The 23,312-nt window shown below is 61.7% G+C and carries 17 protein-coding genes and 3 tRNA genes; 3 read left to right on the forward strand and 17 right to left on the reverse strand.

Translation table 11 applies throughout. The annotated features are described in order from the left end of the window. Positions 1 to 18: 18 nt before the first annotated feature. The 9 genes from pheT to uvrB form a co-directional block, all read right to left on the reverse strand. Positions 19 to 2,400 carry a phenylalanine--tRNA ligase subunit beta gene (gene pheT, locus B2527_RS11925; protein WP_293712520.1) on the reverse strand — a complete coding sequence of 794 codons (2,382 nt, stop codon included), beginning with the start codon at positions 2,398 to 2,400 and terminating at the stop codon, positions 19 to 21. A gap of 134 nt (positions 2,401 to 2,534) precedes the next feature. Further along, positions 2,535 to 3,530 (reverse strand): phenylalanine--tRNA ligase subunit alpha, encoded by a 996-nt coding sequence (gene pheS / locus B2527_RS11930; protein ID WP_293712521.1) that lies wholly within the window; start codon positions 3,528 to 3,530, stop codon positions 2,535 to 2,537. Between the two features lie 200 nt (positions 3,531 to 3,730). Beyond that, entirely contained in the window at positions 3,731 to 4,090 is a 360-nt protein-coding gene (gene rplT, locus B2527_RS11935) for a 50S ribosomal protein L20 (RefSeq protein ID WP_054657697.1), read from the reverse strand. 10 nt (positions 4,091 to 4,100) lie between these two features. Further along, positions 4,101 to 4,298 (reverse strand): 50S ribosomal protein L35, encoded by a 198-nt coding sequence (rpmI, locus tag B2527_RS11940; protein WP_002811096.1) that lies wholly within the window; start codon positions 4,296 to 4,298, stop codon positions 4,101 to 4,103. Between the two features lie 286 nt (positions 4,299 to 4,584). After that, positions 4,585 to 5,109: a translation initiation factor IF-3 gene (infC, locus tag B2527_RS11945; RefSeq protein WP_293713848.1), complete on the reverse strand. Its 525-nt coding sequence runs from the start codon at positions 5,107 to 5,109 to the stop codon at positions 4,585 to 4,587. Positions 5,110 to 5,172: 63 nt separating this feature from the next. Then, the gene (thrS, locus tag B2527_RS11950; RefSeq protein ID WP_293713793.1) at positions 5,173 to 7,074 is read right to left on the reverse strand and encodes a threonine--tRNA ligase; all 1,902 of its coding nucleotides are present in this window, start codon (positions 7,072 to 7,074) and stop codon (positions 5,173 to 5,175) included. Positions 7,075 to 7,408: 334 nt separating this feature from the next. Beyond that, positions 7,409 to 7,483: transfer RNA gene (locus B2527_RS11955), tRNA-Val, on the reverse strand. Between the two features lie 117 nt (positions 7,484 to 7,600). After that, a tRNA-Val gene (locus B2527_RS11960) sits at positions 7,601 to 7,675 on the reverse strand. Positions 7,676 to 7,772: 97 nt separating this feature from the next. After that, positions 7,773 to 9,788 carry an excinuclease ABC subunit UvrB gene (gene uvrB, locus B2527_RS11965; RefSeq protein WP_293713795.1) on the reverse strand — a complete coding sequence of 672 codons (2,016 nt, stop codon included), beginning with the start codon at positions 9,786 to 9,788 and terminating at the stop codon, positions 7,773 to 7,775. Between the two features lie 101 nt (positions 9,789 to 9,889). Here uvrB and B2527_RS11970 point away from each other — a divergent pair, with 101 nt between their 5' ends. Beyond that, entirely contained in the window at positions 9,890 to 10,501 is a 612-nt protein-coding gene (locus tag B2527_RS11970; RefSeq protein WP_293713797.1) for a GspH/FimT family pseudopilin, read from the forward strand. A gap of 49 nt (positions 10,502 to 10,550) precedes the next feature. Then, positions 10,551 to 10,627 (forward strand) — tRNA-Asn (locus B2527_RS11975). Positions 10,628 to 10,757: 130 nt separating this feature from the next. Here B2527_RS11975 and B2527_RS11980 read toward each other — a convergent pair. The 6 genes from B2527_RS11980 to B2527_RS12005 are packed head-to-tail and all read right to left on the reverse strand — an operon-like array spanning position 10,758 to position 17,377. Beyond that, positions 10,758 to 11,192 carry a type IV pilin protein gene (locus tag B2527_RS11980; RefSeq protein ID WP_293713799.1) on the reverse strand — a complete coding sequence of 145 codons (435 nt, stop codon included), beginning with the start codon at positions 11,190 to 11,192 and terminating at the stop codon, positions 10,758 to 10,760. Between the two features lie 5 nt (positions 11,193 to 11,197). Beyond that, positions 11,198 to 14,785, reverse strand: a complete 3,588-nt coding sequence (locus B2527_RS11985; RefSeq protein ID WP_293713801.1) for a pilus assembly protein — start codon at positions 14,783 to 14,785, stop codon at positions 11,198 to 11,200. Between the two features lie 29 nt (positions 14,786 to 14,814). Continuing rightward, the gene (locus B2527_RS11990) at positions 14,815 to 15,378 is read right to left on the reverse strand and encodes a pilus assembly PilX family protein (protein ID WP_293713803.1); all 564 of its coding nucleotides are present in this window, start codon (positions 15,376 to 15,378) and stop codon (positions 14,815 to 14,817) included. Beyond that, positions 15,375 to 16,298, reverse strand: a complete 924-nt coding sequence (locus B2527_RS11995) for a PilW family protein (protein WP_293713804.1) — start codon at positions 16,296 to 16,298, stop codon at positions 15,375 to 15,377. The genes B2527_RS11990 and B2527_RS11995 overlap by 4 nt, the downstream gene beginning before the upstream one ends. Before the next feature lie 14 nt (positions 16,299 to 16,312). Beyond that, on the reverse strand, positions 16,313 to 16,828 hold the full coding sequence (locus B2527_RS12000) for a prepilin-type N-terminal cleavage/methylation domain-containing protein (RefSeq protein ID WP_293713805.1): 516 nt from the start codon (positions 16,826 to 16,828) through the stop codon (positions 16,313 to 16,315). A gap of 15 nt (positions 16,829 to 16,843) precedes the next feature. After that, the gene (locus B2527_RS12005) at positions 16,844 to 17,377 is read right to left on the reverse strand and encodes a GspH/FimT family pseudopilin (RefSeq protein ID WP_293713807.1); all 534 of its coding nucleotides are present in this window, start codon (positions 17,375 to 17,377) and stop codon (positions 16,844 to 16,846) included. Positions 17,378 to 17,630: 253 nt separating this feature from the next. Here B2527_RS12005 and B2527_RS12010 point away from each other — a divergent pair, with 253 nt between their 5' ends. Then, on the forward strand, positions 17,631 to 18,530 hold the full coding sequence (locus B2527_RS12010) for a sensor histidine kinase (RefSeq protein WP_293713809.1): 900 nt from the start codon (positions 17,631 to 17,633) through the stop codon (positions 18,528 to 18,530). A gap of 10 nt (positions 18,531 to 18,540) precedes the next feature. On the opposite strand, the gene ppnN is transcribed toward B2527_RS12010, so the two are convergent. Both ppnN and B2527_RS12020 read right to left on the reverse strand, forming a co-directional pair. Further along, entirely contained in the window at positions 18,541 to 19,929 is a 1,389-nt protein-coding gene (gene ppnN, locus B2527_RS12015) for a nucleotide 5'-monophosphate nucleosidase PpnN (protein WP_293713811.1), read from the reverse strand. Between the two features lie 110 nt (positions 19,930 to 20,039). Then, positions 20,040 to 23,309, reverse strand: a complete 3,270-nt coding sequence (locus tag B2527_RS12020; RefSeq protein ID WP_293713813.1) for a TonB-dependent receptor — start codon at positions 23,307 to 23,309, stop codon at positions 20,040 to 20,042. Between the last annotated feature and the right edge of the window lie 3 nt (positions 23,310 to 23,312).

Below are 23,312 nucleotides of genomic sequence, written 5' to 3' on the forward strand. Positions count from 1 at the left end.
TGCTCCCTGTATCCCGCTTCAGCCACGGATCTTTGCGCCGTGCCCGTGATCAATCGCCGCCACCACATCGGTGACTACGGCTTCCACGTCACGGTCCGTCAGGGTGCGCGACTTGTCCTGCAAAATCAAGCCCATAGCCAAACTCTTGAAGCCTGGCTCGACACCCTGGCCGACATAACGGTCGAACAGTGCGACATCGCGCAGCAGCTCACCGCCGGCGCCGCGGATGGTGGCGGACAGCTCGGCCCAGCTGACTGATTCAGCTACGACCACGGCCAGGTCACGGCGCACGGCCGGGAAGCGCGACAGTTCGTTGGAACGCGGCAGCGAACGCGCCGCCAGCGGCGCCAAGTCCAGCTCGAAGCCGTACACGTCCACGTCCACTTCCATGGCCTTGGTCAGGCGCGGATGCAGCTGGCCGATCCAGCCGATGCACTGCCCATCGCGCCAGATATCGGCCGAACGCGCCGGATGCGCGTAAGGACGCTGCGAGGCGCGGAACTCCAGCACGGCGCCGGAGGCGGCGGCCAGCGATTCCAGGTCACCCTTGAGGTCATGGAAATCAACCTTGCGCGCCTTTTCACCCCACTGCAGGGTGGCAGCATCGCCACACACCGCAGCGGCAACACGCACGGTTTCCTTGGGTGCGGGCTTGCCCTCCCCGGCCTGCGCCTCGAACACGCGGCCAATCTCGAACAGGCGTACGCGGCCAGCCTGGCGGGCGACGTTGCGGCCCAGCGTGGCCACCAGACCCGGCAGCAGCAACGGGCGCATCACTGCCAGCTCGGCCGACAGCGGGTTGGCCAGTGCGACCAGACCATCGTTCTGCTGCCACTGCTTCAACAGCTCGGCATCGACGAAGGCGAAGTTGATGGTTTCCAGCATTTCGCGGGCCACCAGCTGGCGGCGCACACTGAGGTCATCCAGACGGGTTTCGCTGGGCATGGCGATGCGTGCAGCGCCGCCCGGCAAGGTGGTCGGGATGGACTCATAGCCGTGGATACGGGCCAGCTCCTCGATCAGGTCTTCTTCGATGGCGATGTCGAAACGACGGCTGGGGCCGGTAACGGTCCAGCCATCGGCAGCCGCCTCGACCTGCATCCCGAGCGCGCGCAGGATGCGCTCCACTTCGGCGTCATCGATCTGGATGCCCAGCACGCGAAGGATGCGGGCGCGGCGCAGGTGGATGTTGGCGGCGACCGGCAGGTCGGCCTCACGCACGGCCTCGGTGACCGGCGCCGGCGTGCCGCAGGCCAGGTCCAGCACCAGCCGGGTGGCATATTCGATGGCAACGCGCGGCAGCTGCGGATCAACGCCACGCTCGAAGCGGTGGCCGGCGTCGGTGTGCAGGCCCAGCTTGCGGCCGCGGCCCATGATGGCCGCCGGGGCGAAGTGCGCGGCCTCCAGGAAGACCTTGCTGGTGGCGTCGGTAACGCGGGTATCGAAGCCGCCCATCAGGCCGGCCAGGCCGACCGGACGGTCGGCATCGGTGACCACCAGGAAGCTGTCGTCCAGCGCGGCGTCGCGGCCGTCCAGCAGCTTGAGGCTTTCACCAGCACGCGAGCGGCGCACTGCGATCGGCCCCTTCAGCGTATCCAGGTCGTAGGCGTGCATCGGCTGGCCGAGTTCCAGCATCACGTACTGGGTGATATCCACCAGCAGCGATACCGGGCGCACGCCGCTGCGGCGCAGGCGCTCGGCCATCCACAGCGGGGTGGTCGCGGCGGCATTGACGCCCTCGATCACGCGGCCGAGATAACGCGGCGCGTCGGCACCGGCGTCGAGCTGGATGGTCAGCTCGCGCGTACCCACGGCCGGCACGGCGTCGGCGGCAAACGGCTTCACCTCGCTGCGGGTAGCTGCAGCCACGTCGAAGGCGATGCCGCGTACGCTGAAGCAGTCAGCGCGGTTCGGGGTGAGTTTGATCTCGATGCTGGCATCCGGCAGGCCGAGGTACTCAACCAGCGCGGTGCCAACCGGTGCGTCGTCCGGCAGTTCCAGCAGGCCGGAAGCATCATTGTCCAGGCCCAGTTCCTTGGCCGAGCACAGCATGCCGTTGGATTCCACGCCGCGCAGCTTGGCCGGCTTGATCTTCAGCTCGCCGAGCTGTGCACCCACCATGGCCAGCGGTGCGACCAGACCCGGGCGCGCATTCGGCGCGCCGCAGACGATCTGCAGCAGCTCAGCCTGGCCTGCATCGACCTTGCAGATCTGCAGACGGTCAGCTTCCGGATGGCGGGTAGCTTCGACGATGCGCGCGACCACCACATTGTCCAGGCCTGCGCCCAGCGCGGTGACTTCTTCGACTTCCAGACCAATGGCAGTCAGCACAGCACTGAGTTCGTCGCGCGAGGCGGTGGTTGGTACGTGGCTGCGCAGCCAGCTTTCAGAGAATTTCATGTGGTTACCTTGAGGGGAGGCGCGCCTCCCGTTGCGGTTCTTTGTTGATACCCGGCGCTTTGCGCCTGGGGTTGGTCAACGTTATTGAGCCGAGCAGGAGTTGCCGAGCATGGCTCGGCACTACAGCCGCTCGTTTACGCGAACTGCTTGAGGAAGCGGACGTCGTTCTCGAAGAAGGCGCGCAGGTCGTTGACGCCGTAACGCAGCATCGCGAAACGCTCCACGCCCAGGCCGAAAGCGAAGCCGGTGTAGCGCTCCGGGTCGATGCCAACCGACTTCAGCACGTTCGGGTGGACCATGCCGCAGCCCAGCACTTCCAGCCAGCGGGTGCTGCCATCGGGCTGCTGCCAGGCAATGTCCACTTCCGCACCCGGCTCCACGAAGGGGAAGTAGCTCGGGCGGAAACGCATCTCAAAGTCGCGCTCGAAGAAGGCGCGCACGAACTCGGACAAGGTGCCCTTCAGATCGGCGAAGGTGGAGTGTTCGTCCACCAGCAGGCCTTCAACCTGATGGAACATCGGCGAGTGGGTCTGGTCGCTGTCGCTGCGGTACACCTTGCCGGCGGCAATCATGCGCAGCGGCGGCTTGTGGTCGCCCATGTAGCGCACCTGCACACCGGAGGTATGCGTGCGCAGCAGGCGGCCGTCGCCGAAGTAGAAGGTGTCGTGCATGGCGCGCGCCGGGTGGTGCGGCGGGAAGTTCAGCGCCTCGAAGTTGTGCCAGTCGTCTTCGATTTCCGGGCCTTCGGACAGTTCGTAACCCAGGCGACCGAAGATCTCGGTGATGCGCTCCAGGGTGCGCGTGACCGGGTGCAGGCCGCCGCGCTCGCCATGACGGCCCGGCAGGGTGACATCGATGCTTTCAGCGGCCAGGCGTGCGTCCAGCGCGGCGTTTTCCAGCAGCGCCTTGCGCTCACCCAGGGCCGAGGACACCGCGTCACGCGCGATATTGATCGCCTCGCCTGCTGCCTTGCGCTCGTCGGCCGGCAAGGCGCCAAGCTGCTTGAGCTGGGCCGTGATGCTGCCGCTCTTGCCCAACAGCGAAACACGCAGGTTTTCCAGCGTTTCCGGGCTCTGCGCCGCGGCCACATCGGCCAGCGCCTGCGCGGTCAAGGATTGGATGTCACTCATGGGATCGACGAAACCTCTGGCCGGCATGCCTACGCGGTATGCGCCGGGCCGACCCCCGTCGCCACCAGTGCCTGATCGCCGCGCAAGCAAGCGCTGCGGCAACCAACACAAAAAAGAATGGGGAAGGACTTGCGCCCTTCCCCATGCATTGTCTCACCACAGCCGCTGCGCGTGAACGCTACAACTGCTGCAGGAAGAACTTATGCCGCCAGTGCGCCCTTGGCCTTTTCTGCCAGAGCGGCAAAACCGGCTGCGTCGTGCACGGCGATATCAGCCAGAACCTTACGGTCCAGGGTGATACCAGCCTTCAGCAGGCCGTTCATGAAACGGCTGTAGCTCAGGCCGTTGATGCGGGCAGCCGCATTGATGCGGGTGATCCACAGCGAACGGAAATTGCGCTTCTTCTGCTTACGGCCAATGTAGGCGTACTGCTGTGCCTTGATGACTGCCTGCTTGGCAACGCGGAAGACCTTGCGACGGGCGTTGTAATAGCCCTTGGCGAGATCCAATACTTTCTTGTGGCGGCGGCGCGCCTGCACACCACGCTTTACTCGTGCCATGGTTCAGTCCTCAGAGGTAGGGAAGCATACGGTCCAGACGGCCTGCGTCTTCTGCGCGGACGTGATTCGTCTGACGCAGGTTACGCTTCCGCTTGGTCGCTTTCTTCGTGAGGATGTGGCTACGGTTGGCGTGACCGCACTTGTACTTGCCGGAGGCGGTCTTGCGGAAACGCTTGGCCGCCGCCCGGTTGGTCTTGATCTTGGGCATTGCTATGTCCTTGATGGTCTCTTTACTGACTGGGCGGTGGGCTGACCCACACTTTCCATCCTTGCCCTTGTCTGTCAAAAGCCCGCGCTCCCACTGGAGGCAGGCAGGTCCTGGGGGTGAAGCAAACAACAAACCCGGCGAACCGGGCCGCCCATTATGCCTTGCGCGCCAGTCACTTGCAAATCGCAAGCAGGCCGGCACCCAGATCAGCTGAACAGGCAAGCAAACAGGGAGGCGGCCAAAGCCCCTCCCTGTTCAGCAAAACGACGGCCGCAAGGCCTTCGGCTTACTTCTTCTTCGGCGCGATCATCATGACCATCTGCCGGCCTTCCAGGCGCGGACGGGACTCGATCACGATGTCCTCGCCCAGATCAGCCTCGATCCGGTTGGCCATCTCGCGACCCAGTTCCTGATGGCTCATTTCGCGGCCACGGAAGCGGATGTTGACCTTGATCTTGTCGCCGTCCTCGAGGAAACGGCGCATGTTGCGCAGCTTGATCTGGTAGTCGCCCTCGTCCGTTACCGGACGGAACTTCACTTCCTTGATCTCGACCTGCTTGGTCTTCTTCTTGGCCTCGTTGGCCTTCTTCTGCATCTCGAACTTGAACTTGCCGAAGTCCATGATCTTGCAGACAGGCGGATCAGCCTGGGGCTGGATTTCAACCAGGTCCAGACCTTCATCCTCAGCCATCGACAGCGCTTCGTCGCGCGACAACACGCCGATCATTTCGCCATCACTACCGATCACGCGCACACGCGGAACGCGGATTTCCTGGTTGCGACGGTTCTGTTTGTTGTCAGGGGTACTGATATTGCAATCTCCGAGTGGATTAGAACCGGTCCGACGGCGGTGCCGCCGGGGCCGGGGCTCTACTTACTTCAATTCTGCTTGCAGCCGTTCAATGAAGGCTTGAACCGACATCGAACCAAGGTCTTCACCGGACCGCGTGCGCACTGCGACCGCCCCGTTTTCCTTCTCGCGGTCACCCACGACCAGCAAATACGGCACGCGCTGCAGCGTATGCTCGCGAATCTTATAGCCGATTTTCTCGTTGCGCAAATCCGCGTCAACCCGGAAGCCTTGATTTGCAAGGGTTTTGCGAACCTGTTCGACGTATTCGGCCTGGGCGTCGGTGATATTGGCCACCATCACCTGTACCGGCGCCAGCCAGGTCGGGAACGAACCGGCGTGGTGCTCGATCAGGATGCCCAGGAAACGCTCCATCGAGCCGACGATGGCCCGGTGCAGCATCACCGGATGGCGCTTCTGGCTGTTTTCGTCAACGTATTCAGCCCCCAGACGGCCCGGCATCATGAAATCGACCTGCATGGTGCCCAGCTGCCAGGTACGGCCGATGGCGTCCTTCAGGTGGTACTCGATCTTCGGGCCATAGAAGGCGCCCTCGCCCGGCAACTCCTGCCATTCCACGCCGCAATGCGACAGCGCCGTGCGCAGCGCACCTTCGGCCTTGTCCCAGGTGGCGTCGTCACCCAGGCGCGATTCCGGGCGCAGGGCGATCTTGATCTGGATTTCCTCGAAGCCGAAGTGCTGGTAAACCGCCAGCGCCTGCTGGTGGAACGCGGTCACTTCCGCCTCGACCTGATCCTCGGTGCAGAAGATATGGCCGTCGTCCTGGGTGAAGCCACGCACGCGCAGGATGCCGTGCAGCGCGCCGGACGGCTCGTTGCGGTGGCAGGAACCAAATTCGCCGTAGCGGATCGGCAGGTCGCGGTAGCTGTGCAGGCCCTGGTTGAATACCTGCACGTGGCCCGGGCAGTTCATCGGCTTGACCGCATAAGTCCGCTTCTCGGACTCGGTGAAGAACATGTTGTCCTGGTAGTTGTCCCAGTGACCGGACTTCTTCCACAGGCTCACGTCCAGGATCTGCGGGCAACGCACTTCGCCGTAGCCGCTCTGGCGGTAGACATTGCGCATGTACTGCTCGACCACCTGCCAGATCGACCAGCCCTTCGGGTGCCAGAACACCAGGCCCGGCGCTTCTTCCTGCAGATGAAACAGGTCCTGCTGCTTGCCGATGCGGCGGTGGTCGCGCATTTCGGCCTCTTCAATGCGCTTGATATAGGCCTCAAGCTGCTTCTTGTCGGCCCAGGCAGTGCCGTAGATGCGCTGCAGCTGCTCGTTCTTGGCATCGCCGCGCCAGTACGCACCGGAGATGCGCATCAGCTTGAAGGACTTCAGGAAGCGCGTGTTCGGCACGTGCGGGCCGCGACACATGTCCACGTATTCCTGGTGGTAGTACATGCCCATCGCGGTGATGTCCTCGGACATGTCCTCGATCAGGCGCAGCTTGTAGTCCTCGCCACGGGCCTTGAAGATCTCGACCACTTCGGCGCGCGGCGTCATCTTCTTGATGACGTCGTAATCCTGCGCGATCAGCTCACCCATGCGCTTCTCGATCGCCGCCATGTCTTCCGGCGTGAACGGGCGCTCGTTGTAGATGTCGTAGTAGAAACCTTCGGCGATGACCGGGCCGATCACCATCTTGGCGTCCGGATACAGCTGCTTCACCGCATGCCCTACCAGGTGGGCGCAGGAGTGGCGAATGATCTCCACACCCTCCTCGTCCTTGGCGGTGATGATGCGCAGCGCGGCATCGTGATCGATCACGTCACTGGCATCGACCTGCACGCCATCGACAGCACCGGCGATGGTGGCCTTGGCCAGGCCGGCACCGATGGACTGGGCAACGTCCATGACGCTGACCGGGTTTTCGAACTGACGGACGCTGCCGTCTGGGAGAGTGATGTTGATCATGAGGTTCACCAAAGGTCACGGCCCGCCGGGCGGGCTGGAAACCATGCCGGGCGGCGTGGCTTCACGGGAGTTTCAAGGGAATTGCGGGCAATAAAAAAGCGCCACGACGGCGCCTGCATCAGGGCGGTGGCGTTGAATCAGCAGTGGGCGATGGTAGTGCTCATGTCACACGCTCGGCCGGCGCTTGGCGCGGGCCACCTTGGATGCCGTCAGCTTGGATGTGCTGATCTTAAACCAATCCCGCGCCGACTGCCTCAGCCGCAACGCTGCACGGGGGTCTGAAACGCAAAAACCCGGCCAAAGCCGGGCTTTTACAGGCCACTTCCCAGGGAAGTGGTGGGCGGTACAGGGTTCGAACCTGTGACCCCTACCATGTCAAGGTAGTGCTCTACCGCTGAGCTAACCGCCCGATACAACTATCGACGCCTGCGACCAAGGTTATACCCGTGAACGCCGCGCGACAACGCTGACTGAAAATGAAAAAACCCGGTTGCCACCGGGTTTTCGTAGCCACTTCGCAAGGAAGTGGTGGGCGGTACAGGGTTCGAACCTGTGACCCCTACCATGTCAAGGTAGTGCTCTACCGCTGAGCTAACCGCCCTTCTCAGCAACCAGTTCAGCGTTGCGAGGGCGCGTATCTTAACCCTGCTTGCGACGAAGAACAATAGTTTCCGCAAAGAATTTCACCTTGGGCCGCCTCAGCCCAGGTTGGCCTCCTTGAGGCGATGGATCTGGTCGCGCACGCGCGCCGCGTCCTCGAACTCCAGGTCGCGGGCATGCTGGTACATCTGCTGCTCCAGCTCCTTGATGCGCGCGGCCAGCTTGGCCGGCTCCAGCGGCAGGTAATCGGCCTCCGGCTCGGCGACGCGGCGGCCCCTGCCCTTGGCGCTGGACTTGGGCGAGCTCTCTTCGTGGGCGCCTTCGAGGATATCGACAATCGGCCGCGCCACCGACTTGGGCACGATGCCATGCGCCTCGTTGTACTCCACCTGCTTCTGCCGGCGACGATCGGTTTCGTCGATGGCCGCCTGCATCGAACGGGTCATCTTGTCGGCGTAGAGGATCGCCTTGCCGCGCACATTGCGGGCAGCGCGGCCGATGGTCTGGATCAGCGAGCCAGTCGAGCGCAGGAAGCCCTCCTTGTCCGCATCCAGGATCGCCACCAGCGACACCTCCGGCATGTCCAGGCCCTCGCGCAGGAGGTTGATGCCAACCAGCACGTCGAACTTGCCCAGGCGCAGGTCACGGATGATCTCCACCCGCTCCACGGTGTCCACATCCGAGTGCAGGTAGCGCACGCGGATGCCGTGTTCACCCAGGTACTCGGTCAGGTTCTCGGCCATGCGCTTGGTCAGGGTGGTGACCAGCACACGGTCCCCCATCTTGATGCGCGCATTGCACTCGGACATCAGGTCGTCCACCTGGGTGCCGACCGGGCGGATCTCCACCTGCGGATCGATCAGGCCGGTCGGACGCACCACCAGCTCGGTGATGTCATCGCCGGACTCACGCAGTTCGTAAGGGCCGGGCGTGGCCGAGACATAGATCGCACGCGGCGAGCGCGCCTCCCACTCCTCGAAACGCAGTGGCCGGTTGTCCAGCGCCGACGGCAGGCGGAAGCCGAATTCCACCAGGGTTTCCTTGCGCGAGCGATCGCCCTTGTACATGGCGCCGATCTGCGGAATGGTCACGTGTGACTCGTCGATGACCAGCAGGGCATCCGGCGGCAGGTAGTCGAACAGGGTCGGCGGCGGCTCGCCCGGCGCCTTGCCGGTGAGGTGCCGCGAGTAATTCTCGATGCCGTTGCAGTAGCCCACCTCGGCCATCATCTCCAGATCGAACTGGGTGCGCTGCGCCAGGCGCTGCGCCTCGACCAGTTTGTTCTGTGCGTAAAGCTGCTCCAGCCGCTCCTTGAGCTCGACCTTGATGGTGTCCACCGCCGCCAGCACCCGCTCACGCGTAGTGGCGTAATGCGTCTTCGGATAGATGGTGTAGCGCTGCATCTTGCGCAGACTTTCGCCGGTCAGCGGGTCGAACATGCTCAGCTGCTCGATCTCGCCATCGAACAGTTCGATGCGCACCGCCTCGCTATCCAGTTCTGCCGGAAACACATCGATAATCTCGCCACGCACGCGGAAGGTACCGCGCTGCAGCTCGTATTCGTTGCGGGTGTATTGCAGCTGGGTCAGGTGCTTTATCAGGTCGCGCTGGTCGATGCGCTCGCCCTTGGACAGGATCAAGCGCAGCGACAGGTAGTCTTCCGGCGCACCCAGGCCATAGATTGCCGATACCGTGGCAACGACGATCGCATCTGGCCGCGACAGCAGGGTTTTGGTTGCCGCCAGACGCATCTGCTCGATGTGTTCGTTGATCGAGCTGTCCTTCTCGATGAAGGTATCCGACGACGGCACATAGGCCTCGGGCTGGTAGTAATCGTAGTAGCTGACGAAGTACTCCACCGCATTGTTCGGGAAGAATGCCTTGAACTCACCGTACAGCTGCGCGGCCAAGGTCTTGTTGGGCGCCATCACCAGGGTTGGACGCTGCACCTGCTGCACCACGTTGGCGATGGTGTAGGTCTTGCCGGAGCCGGTCACGCCCAGCAGGGTCTGTTTGGCGATGCCCGCCTCGAAATTGGACACCAGCTTATCGATGGCGGCCGGCTGGTCGCCCGAGGGCGAATACGGCGATACGAGCTGGAAGCTGTCGGACATGAGGGCAGCACGACTTGGGAGACATTTCAGTATAGCGAGCCCGGGCCTCACATCCCGGCGAGCGCTAAACCCATGTTCAGGGGCTGGACGCAGCGAACGCTTTGGCCAGCTTTTTCCACCACGCTGCACTTCACAAAACGCGCGAACCGACCGCCATGCCCCTGCCCCTCCACGTCGCAACCCAACGCCGCCCCACGCCGGGCTTCACCCTGCCTGAGTTCATTATCTGCCTGGTGATAGCAGCAATCCTCGCAGCCATTGCACTGCCCAAGCTGCAGCAGACACTGCACCGCCAGCGTGCCATCTCGGCCCAGAACGCGCTGGTTGCGCACCTGCACCTGACACGGGCGACCGCGCTATGGCGTCGTCAGCCAACCCTGATCTGCCCGACAGTCGACGGCAATCGATGCAGCCACAGGGGCGACTGGGGGACCTCATGGCTGGTTTTCCTGGATCCGGACGGTGACGGAAGAGCAAACGCCCCATACGACATCATCCGCGTCACCCTGGGCGCCCGACAACCGAAGCTCAGGGTATTTGGCTCCGCCGGACGCTCCCATGTGCGCTATCTGGCCGACGGGCGCAGCGCGGGCTCCAACCAGACCATCCGATTCTGTGATCCCTCCGGCGCCCTGCAGGCAGCGATCATCATCAACAACAGCGGACGTGTGCGAAGCACTTCAGGTCGCGGCGCGCAAAGGTGCCCTCCGTGAAGCACAGGTGTTGCACTCCTTCATCTCGCCGAGTAGAATGCGCCTCCCCGCCCGAATAGCTCAGCCGGTTAGAGCACTTGACTGTTAATCAGGGGGTCGTTGGTTCGAGTCCAACTTCGGGCGCCAAATAAATAAACACAAAGCCCGCCGCAAGGCGGGCTTTGTGTTTTGCGGGACGCAACACTCCGCTGCAACAATCAGGACTCGTCCGCTAAAAAAAAACCGCCATTTCTGGCGGCTTTTCCGGATAGCTGCCTTACCAGCACTCGCCTACCGAGGCAGTACCGCTCTTGGTCCGCACACCCTGCGCATTGATCGTCAGCGTTCCGCATTTCGGATCCTTCTGACTGGACGTAGGGACAGCCTCCAGAATGTAGGCGCGCGCGGTGGGATCCCCGCCCTGGAAACCAACCACATAGAAGCTGTTCAGATCAGCCTCGCAGGTGGGCGCCGGCGCCCCTACATACGTCAGGTTGGTGGTATGAAACCGCTCCATCGTCTGCGCATGCTGCTGCAGGCACCCCTCAACCGCAGTACGCCGCGCCTTGACTACATAATCCCGATAATTGGGATAGACAATGGCCGACAGGATCGCAATCACTGCGACAACGACCATCAACTCCACCAAGGTAAAGCCCGCCTCACGCGGCACCAAACCCGACCTACGCTGTACGCGAACCATGTTGTTCATCCCCTTCAATCCCCCGCAAGCTCGCGCCAGGAGACGCGCTTGATATTGCCATTGTTGGTGTTGGTCTTGGTCTTCTGGTAGCTACCGTCGTCCAAGCTTGTATACATGGTGTCGCCAATAAAGATCGGGTTGTTCGGGCTGCTGCCATAGCCAATACCCGAGACCGGCGCACCATCCAGCGAATCCTTGCTATCGATCACGCCATCGCCATTGGCATCGAAGAAGCCACCGGACAGACGCCCACCGGTGAACGGATCGATCGCCATGGTGAAACCCCTGCCTGTCGGACTGCATACGTCGGCCGAATCCGGGATACGTGTGGTGCCAATCAGCGTAAGCCCCTGGAAGAAGTTGGGCACCACCATACGTTCCCCTGCGGCAACACCCGTCGAAGGCACCAGGTTCATGAACCAGCCATCGGTACCAGGCGCCGAAATGCGCTCCAGCACGCGCACGTCGTACCCACCGACCTTGCCCTCATTGACAATGCTTACCTCCTTCAAGCCAGCGGTGCCGGAGATGGTCGACCCCTTGTCAACCAGGCCATACCAGGTCTGCACGTTCTTGTTGGCGCGATCAGCCGAATTCAGATAACGCCCGGTGCCCACGAAAACCCAGGTCTGCAGGGTCTTGGGATTCACCGCCACCAGCGGTGCAGCGGTGATCGGCTTGGCGGCTCCCGCGGCGTACAGCAGACTGACGGTTCCGGTAGCAAGCTTGAAACGCCAGAGGTTTCCCTTCAGGTCGCCAGCGTACACCGTATCCACCAGGCCATTGCCGGCGGCGGACCATGCATTGACCCCTGAGAGGCCGTTGTCGCCCCCGACCGCGGTGGAAATGGTCGACACATCGCCATCGGCGAGATCGATCACCACCAGCTTGGCAATGCCGTCGGTGCTGTTCGGCCCGTTACCCAGCACTACGCGCCAATCGCCATCGGCCACCTGCGAGACGATCGGCTGTCCAAGGTTGTTGCCCAGCGCCGCATCATTGATTTCCCACATCAACGTCGGTGACGCCGGGTTGGTGACATCCAGTGCGAAGATGGTCTTGCCACCACGCCCCATGGTGCCGATCAATGCAGTGCGCCAGCGTGCACCGTCGTACCAATCTGCCGCGGTCATCGCGCCATCAACAGTATAGGTATGCTCGTAGTTGGGGTCCGTGAACTTCTGGGTACCCGACAATTTGGCCATGCCTTCGGTAGGCACGAAAGCAAACAGTTCCTTGCCCGTATTGGCATTGAAACCATGCAACATGCCGTCGTTTGCGCCAACGTACACAACCGGCGTGCGGCCTGCCTGTGCGGAGGCAAAGGCGGCGTAGCCGGAAGCACCGGTGAATGAACTATTGACGTACAGTCGGCTGTTCGGGGTGCCGACATACACCGGCTGCGAGTTGACGATGTCCCCCAGCAGACTCAGGCGGTTACGGAAAGCGCCGCCATTACTCTTCTCCCCGGAACGATCACCGCGCAGATAATTGACAACGCCCGTGGACAGGCCGTTGATCGAACCCTGGAAATCCGCCAACCGGCCGCCATTGTTGTAGTAAATCTTGCGGGCATTGGTGGTGGCATTGGTCGGACCCCAGACCGGAAACTGATCAGCCGCCGACCACGCCTGCGTCAACGCGCCGGTGGATGTGTTGACGTCGTACGCATACAGACGACCGGCCCATTCGCGGTTCTGGCCTGTAACAAACTGCGCTTGGAAAGTGCGCGCACCTGCCTCCAGCTTGGTAGAGTTTGCAGCAAAGGAACTGGCAGAGCCCTCTGCGCGCTTGGCGATCGATTCGAACGCCTGCCGCAGGCTGGCAACCATCTTGTCCGCCTCGCTGGCCACGTAAAAATTGTCCGGACGCGGATAATTGTTCTTGGTACTGGTGACACCACTACCATCCAGGTAGTCCGTATTGGTATGCCACCACGATTCCTGCAACGCACCGGTGGTCAACGGATCAAAGCCCAAGGGCACGTCAAAGCCACCGTACTTTGCTGTCAGCCAATACTGATTGGTGGCCTTCGGCAACAACACCTGATTTTCGCGAACATCCACCCAGTAAGTGGATAGCGTCTGCATGCCAACCGTGTTCGGCTTGGCAGCATCGTCCTTCCGGATGTCATTGGTATTGGCGTAATAGGCCAAGCCAGCGATGAACGCCGAGTTGCCGCGCCCACTGAACACCGCATTCGCCTTGGTGGTGATGCCCTCAAGGTCGAAAATTTTCTGTGTGTACTTGACCGCGAGATCGTAATCCTTATCCGGATTATTTGGAATATCACGATCCTCGTGGGTATTTACGTCGCCAATACCAAGAGCCGCATTCACCTGGCAGGAATAACGAATGGGATCATCCCAGTCTGTAATAACAGGGAATCCATCGGCATAGGTGTAGTTGATATTATTTGTATACGCAGCCACGTTGCCTTGTCCGCGGAAATAACGCAGTGCTGCATAATAAAGTTCGCTGACGGGGTCATTGCTCTTGGGCGCAGCCGATGTCATCTGGCCGAACTTGTTCAAGTAATTGATAACACCACTGTCCGCGATTCCACTGATACTGGTGCCTGCAGCATCGGCGGGATCAGGGTTCTTGACCAGCACACCCGTGGTCGGATTCCACTCCTTGTTGACGTTATCGAGCGTACCCAGCTCCGGGTAATAGCTGTTCGGCCCGACAAACTTCTGGCGCGCACGCATCACGCCGCCATTTCGCGAATTCCCGGATTCATTCAGGAAACCGAAAATACTGTAACGGATCCGCTTGGAATACTCTTGAATCAAACCCTCAGGTTTCCACCCCTGCGAATACTGCACGCAGTTGCTTTCGACCCCCACACTGGCATCACAGACCTTCACCCGCACGCTGACTTCATAGAGCGTAGCTGCATCGCTACCACTACCAGTCTTCAATGCGTGCTTGGCGGGGTTGTAATCAACAACGGTTGTCCCTCCGATACTGCCAGTGGATGTGAAGCGCATCTTGTTGCCAAGATTTGCTATCCGCACAGTCATGCTGTTCCAAGTCGACCCAGTAGCATTCTTGACCAGGGTTGCATCATTCCCGGACGCAGGCACAGAACGATCCGGGTACAGATCCCCACGGTGGTGGCGCGCCTTTTCCAGAACGGTTTCCGTGGGAGTGTCCACCACACGGTAGCCACCGGTGAGTCCTGAACGGAAGGGATCGATGGTCTGGGTGGCTGCCCAGTTCATGAAATTACCACTCCACTGTTTGTCTGTGGCGCAGGCGAATGAGCTGGCCTTGGCAGTGGGATAGAAGTACCGCTCGGTCTCGACGGTGCTGTATTTGTACAGATAGCACTTTTCAGGATCAAAGTAGCCTGAGTAACGGCGACCCTTATCGTAATTGCCGATATTCGCCTGACTGATCAGTGTCGGGTATTCCACCGACGGTACCAGCACCAGGTTACCCGGCACATCGCTGCCGACATACATCGGCGACTGTGCGATCTCGACTGCCGGCACCTGTACCGAACACAAGGCCGCAAACAGGCCGATGGCAAAAGCACCGAGACGTCCGCTCACCGCCCCGGTCCTGCGATTGGTTTCAAGGATTGTCTTTTTCATGATCTTTCAGAGCCCCAAGGCGACGGTACTTACTTGACCGTGATGTTGGACTGCAGCACCACCACCGCGCGGTCGGTGACCGTGGCGGGATCATGACTGCGGGCGATGATGCGATAGAACGATTCGAGCGTGACGCCCCCGCCACCGCCATACTGATTGGCATTGGCGCTCTGGTTCTGCTGCAGTTCGTCGGTACTTTCGCGCTGCCCAAGGTACTGAACGTAGTACTGCGGCCGCCCTGCAGCCACCGTCTGCGTAGCAGTGCCATCCACCCACCCGGCACCACCCCCGGTGTAGGTGTCGGCCGGCGGAATCGGGCAGGAGGTACTGGCCAGACTGCAGTCCACACCGATGGAACTGCCCGATACAACGGCGGCACGCACCGCAACTTCTGCCTCCCGCAAGGCTGACTCGGCCGATTGGAACGCCAGGCTGCGGTCATACATGTTGCCGCTCATCCGCTCGCGCAGCAGCGTGCCGCGAATGCTGGCCAAGCCAATCAAGGTGATCACCACCAGGATGATCAGCACGACCAGAAGACTGGCACCGCGCTGCCGGAGCGCCTGCGCAGGCGGGTAATGGACGTTCTTCATTGCGCGCGACTCCTCAAGGTGACCACGTACTCCAGATCGCGACTCAACGGCACGTTGCCTGTGCCCACCGCGCTGTCGCTATTGACGGTAAAAGTGATGCGCACCGCGGACACGTCCTGCCAGGCTGCCACCGCACCTGCGGCCACATAGGTGGTGGTTGCCGGGTCCTGCAGGTAGGCCAGCTGCATGTCGTTCACGCCTTCGACCATTTCCTCGCGTGCCGCGCCATTGAGCACTCGAAACAGGGAGCGCCCACCGCGGCCGTTGTCAGCCACAAACCAGCGCACGCCATTGAGCTTGCTGACCACCGAGTTGCGCGGGTAAACATAGGCCGGTGCCGATGCATTGCACGGCGCGGGCAGTACGTTGAGGCTGTTGCTGCAATTGCCGCCATTGGCATGGCTCACACTGGTCGCACTGACCGCTCCCGCCTTGAACACGGCCAGCTGCTTGGTATCGCACACCATCAATACGTCGTTGGTAGCAAAATCGCCGCCGTTGTCGACGGTGAGGACGGTGCCGGCGTGCGCGCTGACATTGGCGATGGCGTCCCCGACCAGCAACAACTGCAAGGCGTCGGTGCCGGCGACAGAACCTGTGAGCGCGCCGTTGTCGTAGCCGCGCACGGGCTGCGACCAGGTACTCCACCAGTTGGCGCCGCCAAGGTCGGCCACGTTGGCCACAGGAAGATCGATATCGCAGGGGTTGCCACCGGCCTCACGGATATCCCGCGCCATCATCTCGAAACCGAACTGCATGTTTTCCTGCACCTTGCCCAGGCCATCGGTGGTGCGGTAGGCCTGCTGGCTGGACAGGAAAATCATCGCCACCGCGCCAAGCACCACCAGCCCGATCACCAACGAGATCATCAGCTCGATCAGGGTCATGCCGGCCATGCCAGCCCTTGAACCCAAGGTCATTGCACGCACACGCCTCATAGCCGCACCGCCGTCTGCACCTGGCGCTGCGCGCCGCCTTCAACATTGTCAGCATTGTCTGCGGCCGCATCACCCTGCTTTCCGCGGGTGTCGTCCCACTGCACTGTGACCGTACATACTTCCGCCGCGCAGGTGATCTGGCCGCAGACACTTTCATCGTCGGGATTCTTGGCGATGCCATTCTTCAGCGACGTCATCCAGCGACTCACGTCGTCCTGGGCCAGGCTGCCGCCCCCGGGGACACTGCACTCCATGCCGTCCGTGTTGTAGGCACCAGCCAGGGCCTCCTGACGATTGGCGCGCATGGCATCAATGGCCGAATAGGTATAGGCGACGATCTGGCTGCGCTCCAGGGAACTTTGGCCGTTTCTCAACGCCGTCGCCTGCATGGCGGCGATGCCCAGCAAGGCCACACCTAGCACCAGCACCGAGACCATCACCTCGATCAGGCTGACACCCGCCTGGGACGTCGGCGAGGGCGCGCGTCGGCAACGAAACAGTTTACTTTTCACCTGTATCACCCCGCATCAAGGACATGCACCGCCACCATCAGCCCGGCTGCTGCTGACGCGCGCGGCCGAGGCAAGGGTGACGACACGCTGGTTGTCCGCCGGGGATCCGGTCGGAATGCAGACGATGATGCTGCTGTTGACCGCAGTGCTGGACAGGCCATCGGCACGGAAAGTGACCCGGTCAACCCCCGAGGACACCACTACCGGCGCCTTGACCGCATTGACTCTCAGTACCGAGCCATCCGCTTCCACCACGGTCAACCAGTTCTTGGCCCAGCCACCGCCGCAGGTTGCCCCATCTGCACTGCCACAGACCGAGACACGGGCGTTGCGCTTGATTGCCTCGCTGCGCGCCAGCTGCAACGACGCAACCAGCTCATTGGCATGGCTGGTCAGGCGGCTGGAGTTGATCATGGAACGAAACGACGGGATGGCGATTGCAGCAAGGATCGCAGCGATGGCTACCGTCACCACCAGTTCGACCAGGCTGAACCCCATGTCGCGTCGACGCAGGCCTGCGCGACAGGCGACTGGAAGAGTGCTGGGCATACCTTTCCCCATTTGGACGACTTACTCTATTCGCCACCGCATACGCACTCCACCGGTTCGGGGATGAACGGCCTGATCGGGTGCACGAATGGCACCGCTCCCCTGCCTCATCAGGATCCCCAGCCGCATGTCGACCCTGCCACATACAGAGCTCAACCCACTGGACCCGTTATCGCAGGCCCAGACCATCATCCGCATCATGCTTACCGGCGAGGCACTGGCTGCCCTGTTGACGTTGTCACAAAGCGCCCGCGTGGACCTGCTCACCTACTTCGGACTGGCATCCTTCACCATTCAATGGGTTGCGCTGGCGTCCCTGGCGATGCTCTACCTGGTGCGCCGCCGGCTGCGCCGCGCCAGCCCTGCCCGCATCGCAGCAGCTGCATTGACCGCCCTGCTCTGCAGTACATGGCTGGTGACCGCGCTTGCGTGGCTGGTACTGCGCAACACGTGGCTCTCCCCCGCCGAGGGCTGGCTGCTGTTTGCGACCAAGATAAGCACGCTGGCCTTGCTCGTTGGCCTGCTGACCCTGATCGCCTTCCAGAGCCATTGGCGGCTCAGGCAACTCGCTGTCCGGGCAAAACAGGCCGAACTGGAAGCCCTGCAGGCACGCATCCGCCCGCATTTCCTGTTCAACACGCTCAATACCGGCGCGGCACTGGTACACCTGCGGCCGCAGGATGCCGAACGTTTGCTGCTGGATCTTGCCGACCTTTTCCGGGCTGCGCTTGCGGGACCCCGCGAAATACCCCTCAGCGAGGAGATCGCCCTGTCCCGCCGCTATGCGGAGATCGAAGGCCTGCGCTTTGGCGACCGTATGCGCGTCGACTGGGACATCCCCTCGCCGATTCCGCCTCTACAGGTCCCCACCCTCTCCATCCAACCCCTGATCGAGAACGCCATCCGCCACGGCGTGGAGCCAGCGGCCAACGGCGGGCACATTCTGGTGCGACTGCTACGCCTGTCGGACAGGCTGGAAATCCTGATCGAAAACGACCTGCCCCCCGCCGCCGCGCCCAATCTGCACACCGGCCACAAGGTGGGCCTGGAATCTTCCCGGGCCCGGATCCGCGCACTCACCGGCGGGCACGGCGATGTGACGACACGTATCAGGAACGGCCGCCACATCACCACCATCACCCTGCCGATCTAACCCGGCTGCTTCATGCAACCACCTGGTAACACGGGTGGTACTCACCGGAAATCTTCATGCGCCGCTGCTGGACGAAGGCACGCAGCAGCGCATCCAGGGCCTGCATCATCTCCGGGTCACCATGGATCCTGAACGGACCGAACTCCTCGATCCGCGCCATGCTTTCCTCCTTGACGTTGCCGGCGACGATGCCGGAGAACGCGCGACGCAGGTCGGCCGCCAGGTCCGGCGCCGGGCGCCCCTTGTGCAGGTCCAACCCGGCCATCGCCTCATGCGTGGGCACGAACGGCTGCTGGTAGGCCAGCGGAATGTCGACCTGCCAGTTGTAGAAGAACGAATCACGGTGCGCCAGGCGGAACTCGCGCACACGCTTGATGCCCTGCGACATCTTGCGCGCCACCCCGACCGGATCACCAACGATGATCTCGTAGCGTTCGGCCGCCTGGTCACCCAGGGTCAGGCGGATGAAGCGGTCGATCTGCTCGAAATAAGGTGCGGCAATGGCCGGGCCACTGAGGATCAGCGGGAACGGCAGCTCCTTGTTTTCCTCACGCAGCAGGATGCCCAGCAGGTAGAGGATCTCCTCGGCCGTACCAACGCCACCCGGGAACACGATGATGCCGTGGCCAAGGCGCACGAAGGCCTCCAGGCGCTTCTCGATGTCCGGCATGATCACCAGGTGATTGACGATCGGGTTCGGCGATTCGGCGGCGATGATGCCCGGTTCGGTGATGCCGATGTAACGTGTATTGGTCTTGCGCTGCTTGGCATGGGCAATGGTGGCGCCCTTCATCGGCCCCTTCATCGCACCCGGGCCACAGCCGGTGCAGATGTCCAGGCTGCGCAGGCCAAGCTCGTAGCCTACCTGCTTGGTGTAGAGGTACTCGTCGCGCGAGATGGAGTGGCCACCCCAGCACACCACCAGGTTGGGGTCGCTGGGCTGCAGGATGCGCGCATTGCGCAGCACGCCGAACACGGCATTGGTGATGCCATCCGAACTCTCAAGGTCCGAGGCGTATTCCGGCCCCAGCTCGATGGCCATGTAGGCCAGGTCGCGCACCACCGAGAACAGCAGCTCGGCAATACCTCGGATGATTTCACCGTCCACGAACGCCATCGCAGGCGCGTTGGTCAGGTCGATGCGGACGCCGCGGTCCTGCTGGGTCACCTGCACATCGAAGTCCGGGTACAGGTCACGCGCAGCGCGCGGGTCGTCCGATGCGCTGCCACTGGTCAGCACGGCCAGCGCACAGCGCCGCAGCAGCTCGTGCATGCCACCACTGGAGGCGTCGCGCAGGCGCGCCACCTCGGCCCGCGACAGCACATCCAGCCCGCCGCGCGGGTAAATACGCGCGTCCTGCACCGGCAGCGCCCTCGCTGCCCCTTCACTCTTGGTCATTTCCACATCTGCTCCTTTCGTTGGCGATCGACTTTAGCGCTACCCCCATGAAAAGGAAAACGGCCGGGTTGCCCCGGCCGTTTTCGGTTTACATCCGATCAATCAAACGATCAGAACTTGTACTTCAGGCTCAGCATCATCGACCAGCGCGACACAGCGGTGTTGCCCTTGTCGTTGTTGTTTTCCTGGATCGACGCGTTGTCGGTGGTACCGGTGAAGTTGTAGATGTACTTGCCGGTTGCCGGGTCGATACCTGCGTAGTTGGCGATGCGACGGGTCGAGTAGAAACCGTAGTCATCAATCAGGCCCCACTTCTTGTTGAGCAGGTTGCCGATATTCATGACATCCAGCGCAATCTCGGTCTTGTGGCCCTTGAAGAAGCCCGGCAATTCCTGGCTGATACGCACGTCGAAGCTGTTGACCCACGCCGCACGGTGCGAGTTGGCCGGCACGACCTGACCCTTGTAACCCGCCAGATCCGGGTTCTTTTCCAACCAGGCAAAGAAGTCCTGCTCCATCTTCGCACCGCCGGTCCACAGCACGTCGCCGTAACCGGACGGCACGTAGAACAGATCGTTGGTGTTGGCACCGTCGCCGTTGGCGTCGTTGTAGAAGATATAGCTGAACGGACGGCCCGAACGGCCTTCATAGAACAGACCAACGCGGGTGGCGTAGTCACCGAAGAAGGCGTGCTTCCACTCCAGGGTACCGGTCACGCGATCCTTGATTGCATAACGCGAATCATAGGCAACGTTCTCGTTGGAATTGAAGATCAGCGTGTTGTTCCAGTTCGAGGTGTTCTGCGAGCTGGTCAGCGAGCTGACTTCCTTGGCCTTGGTGTAGGTGTAGCCCAGCGACCAACCCCAGTTCTCGCTCATCGGCTTGCTCAGCGCGAAGGTCGCCTGGACGCTGCTACCCTTATCGGTGTTGCGCAGCAGCATCACGTCGCCGATGTCATCAGGACGATTACCCTTCGCACTGGGGCACATGCCGGCCGCAATCTGCGCCGGTGTCAACACCTTGGCGCAATCCTGACCCTTGTACTTACCCGCCTCAATACCAAAGCGGCCAGCGCTATTGGGGTCAAGACCTGCTGCATTCCAGTAGTTGTCGCGACCATCCATCGTGCCGGTGTAGGTCGGATCCATCAGATCCAAGCGTTCGAAGTACAGAGCGTCATTGACCTTGGTGTACAGCAATTCGGCCGATGCCACGATACCGTACCAAGGCAACTCATGATCGAAAGCCAGATTGGTCTTCCACACCGACGGCAGTTTGGTACCCGGAGCAATGATGTCAACATTCGCGCGACCGGCACCCGCCGTCAGACCGGCGGTAGAAGGCGGAACGGTCGGATCAAATGCCGGGGCTTTGCCGTCCTTCAAATCATACTCGACGTAGTTCAGACCAGTGTTCTGGTAGGCACCTGCCAGCCAGACGTTCGGTGCTGCACCGCCAAACAGGCCAATACCGCCACGCAGCTGGGTCGGACGGTCGCTGTCGAAGGTGTAGTTGAAGCCGACGCGCGGCTGCACCAGCTTGTCATCCACCAACTGGGTGTTGTTGTATCCGTACAGCTCCTGGATACGCGGGTTGTACAGGCGCTGGTCGCTGAAGTCCGGCAGGTCGACGCGGACGCCGAACATCAGGCTCAGGTTGTAGTTGATCGCCCAGGTATCCTGCACGAACAGGCCAGTGTTCTTCAGATTGAACGCCGCCGGGATATCACTACGGCTGCCACCTTCGCGCGGAGCGCGCAGCTGATAGCGGGTCGGGGTGCCAGCAAGGAAGCTTTCCAGATCAGAGAATTCGTACACGCCGTTGAGATTACGGCCATAGAAGTTCATCAAATCGTTATCAGAGTAGTCGAAGCCGAACTTGACGGTGTGATCACCCACGTACCAGGTAGCCGCACCAAAGGCGCTCAGCTCCTTGCTCTCGACCAGGTTCACATGCGTGTTCTGTTCGGTACCCAGCAACAATGCATCATTATTCTTACCAAAGCCATTGATGCGGATCGACGGCAGATCAACCAAGGCCTCGCGGTTGGCGCTGTAGTCCTTGTGCGAAATCTTGAACTCGGTGGAGAAGTTCTCGCTCCAATCGGAGAACAATTCACCCATCCAGGTTTCATAGGTCTTGGGCTGGCCGTACCAGTAGTTGCTCAGCGACACAGTGCTCGAGGCCAGGCCCGGGAAGCGCATCACGTTCTGTTCCATCTTGTTGTAGCGCAGGGCTGCACGATGGTTTTCGTTGATGTTCCAGTCCAGCTTGATCGCGTACTCTTCGATCTCGGTCTTGTTGTCCGGAGCGCTCAGGCCACCCACGTCATAGCCCTTGGCCGACATGAAGTCCTGCACTTTCTTGATATCGGCATCGGTGATGGAACCCTTGCCATACGGACCGTCGCTCAGGGCAACGCCCGGTGCCGAACGCTCGTACTTTTCGTAGTTGGCGAAGAAGAACAGCTTGTCCTTGACGATCGGGCCGCCAAAGGTCATGCCGTAGGTCTTCTCGTCCTCGAAGCCGTTGAAGTCGCCCTTGTCGCCTTCCAGACGGGTACGGACCATATCCTTGTCGCGGTAGGAGCCGTAGACGGTGCCGTGGAATTCATTGGTACCCGACTTGGTCACGGCGTTGATCACCGCACCGGTACCACCGTAGATGGTGGTGTCGTAGTTTGCCAGGTCGATGTTGATTTCCTGGATGGCGTCCATCGATACCGGCTGACGCTCGGTCGGCAAGTTGTTGGACTCCAGGCCGAACGGGTCGCCTGCGCCGATACCGTCGATGCGGATGGCGTTGAAACGGGTGTTCTGGCCACCGGCCGAGATCGCACCGTCAGCCTTGCTGACCTGCGAAATGCGCGGATCCAGACGGATGTAGTCCTGGATGTTGCGGTTGGCAGAGGGCAACGCTTCCAGCGTTTCGCGGGTAACGTTGGTACCGGTACCCATCTTGTTGGCACTGAAGATTTCCGAACCACCGCCGACAGCCAGAACCTGCACGGCTTCCAGGTTGGTCGCCGCCAGATCCCCGGTCAGCGCGGCATTCACCGTGTTGACCTGGTTCAGGTTCAGGTAGACGCCTTCTTCGGTCTTGGTGCCTTCACCGGGCTTGGTGATGGTGATGGTGTACGGACCGCCGACGCGCAGGCCGCGCGCGTTGTAGCGACCCGCCGCATCGGTGGTCGCGCGGCTGACGGTGCCCGACTCAACGTGGGTGATGGTGACTTCGGCACCAGTCACCGGCTGGCCGGCGGACGAGGTGACCTGGCCGCCGACGCCGGCGGAGGTGCTCTGGGCGAAAGCCGGCGCGGCCGCAAGAGCGGCGACGAGACCAAGGGTGAGCTTGGACATCCGGATGCGAGGGTGATTCATTGT

The sequence above is a fragment of the Stenotrophomonas sp. UBA7606 genome (assembly GCF_002477705.1).
Taxonomy (GTDB): domain Bacteria; phylum Pseudomonadota; class Gammaproteobacteria; order Xanthomonadales; family Xanthomonadaceae; genus Stenotrophomonas.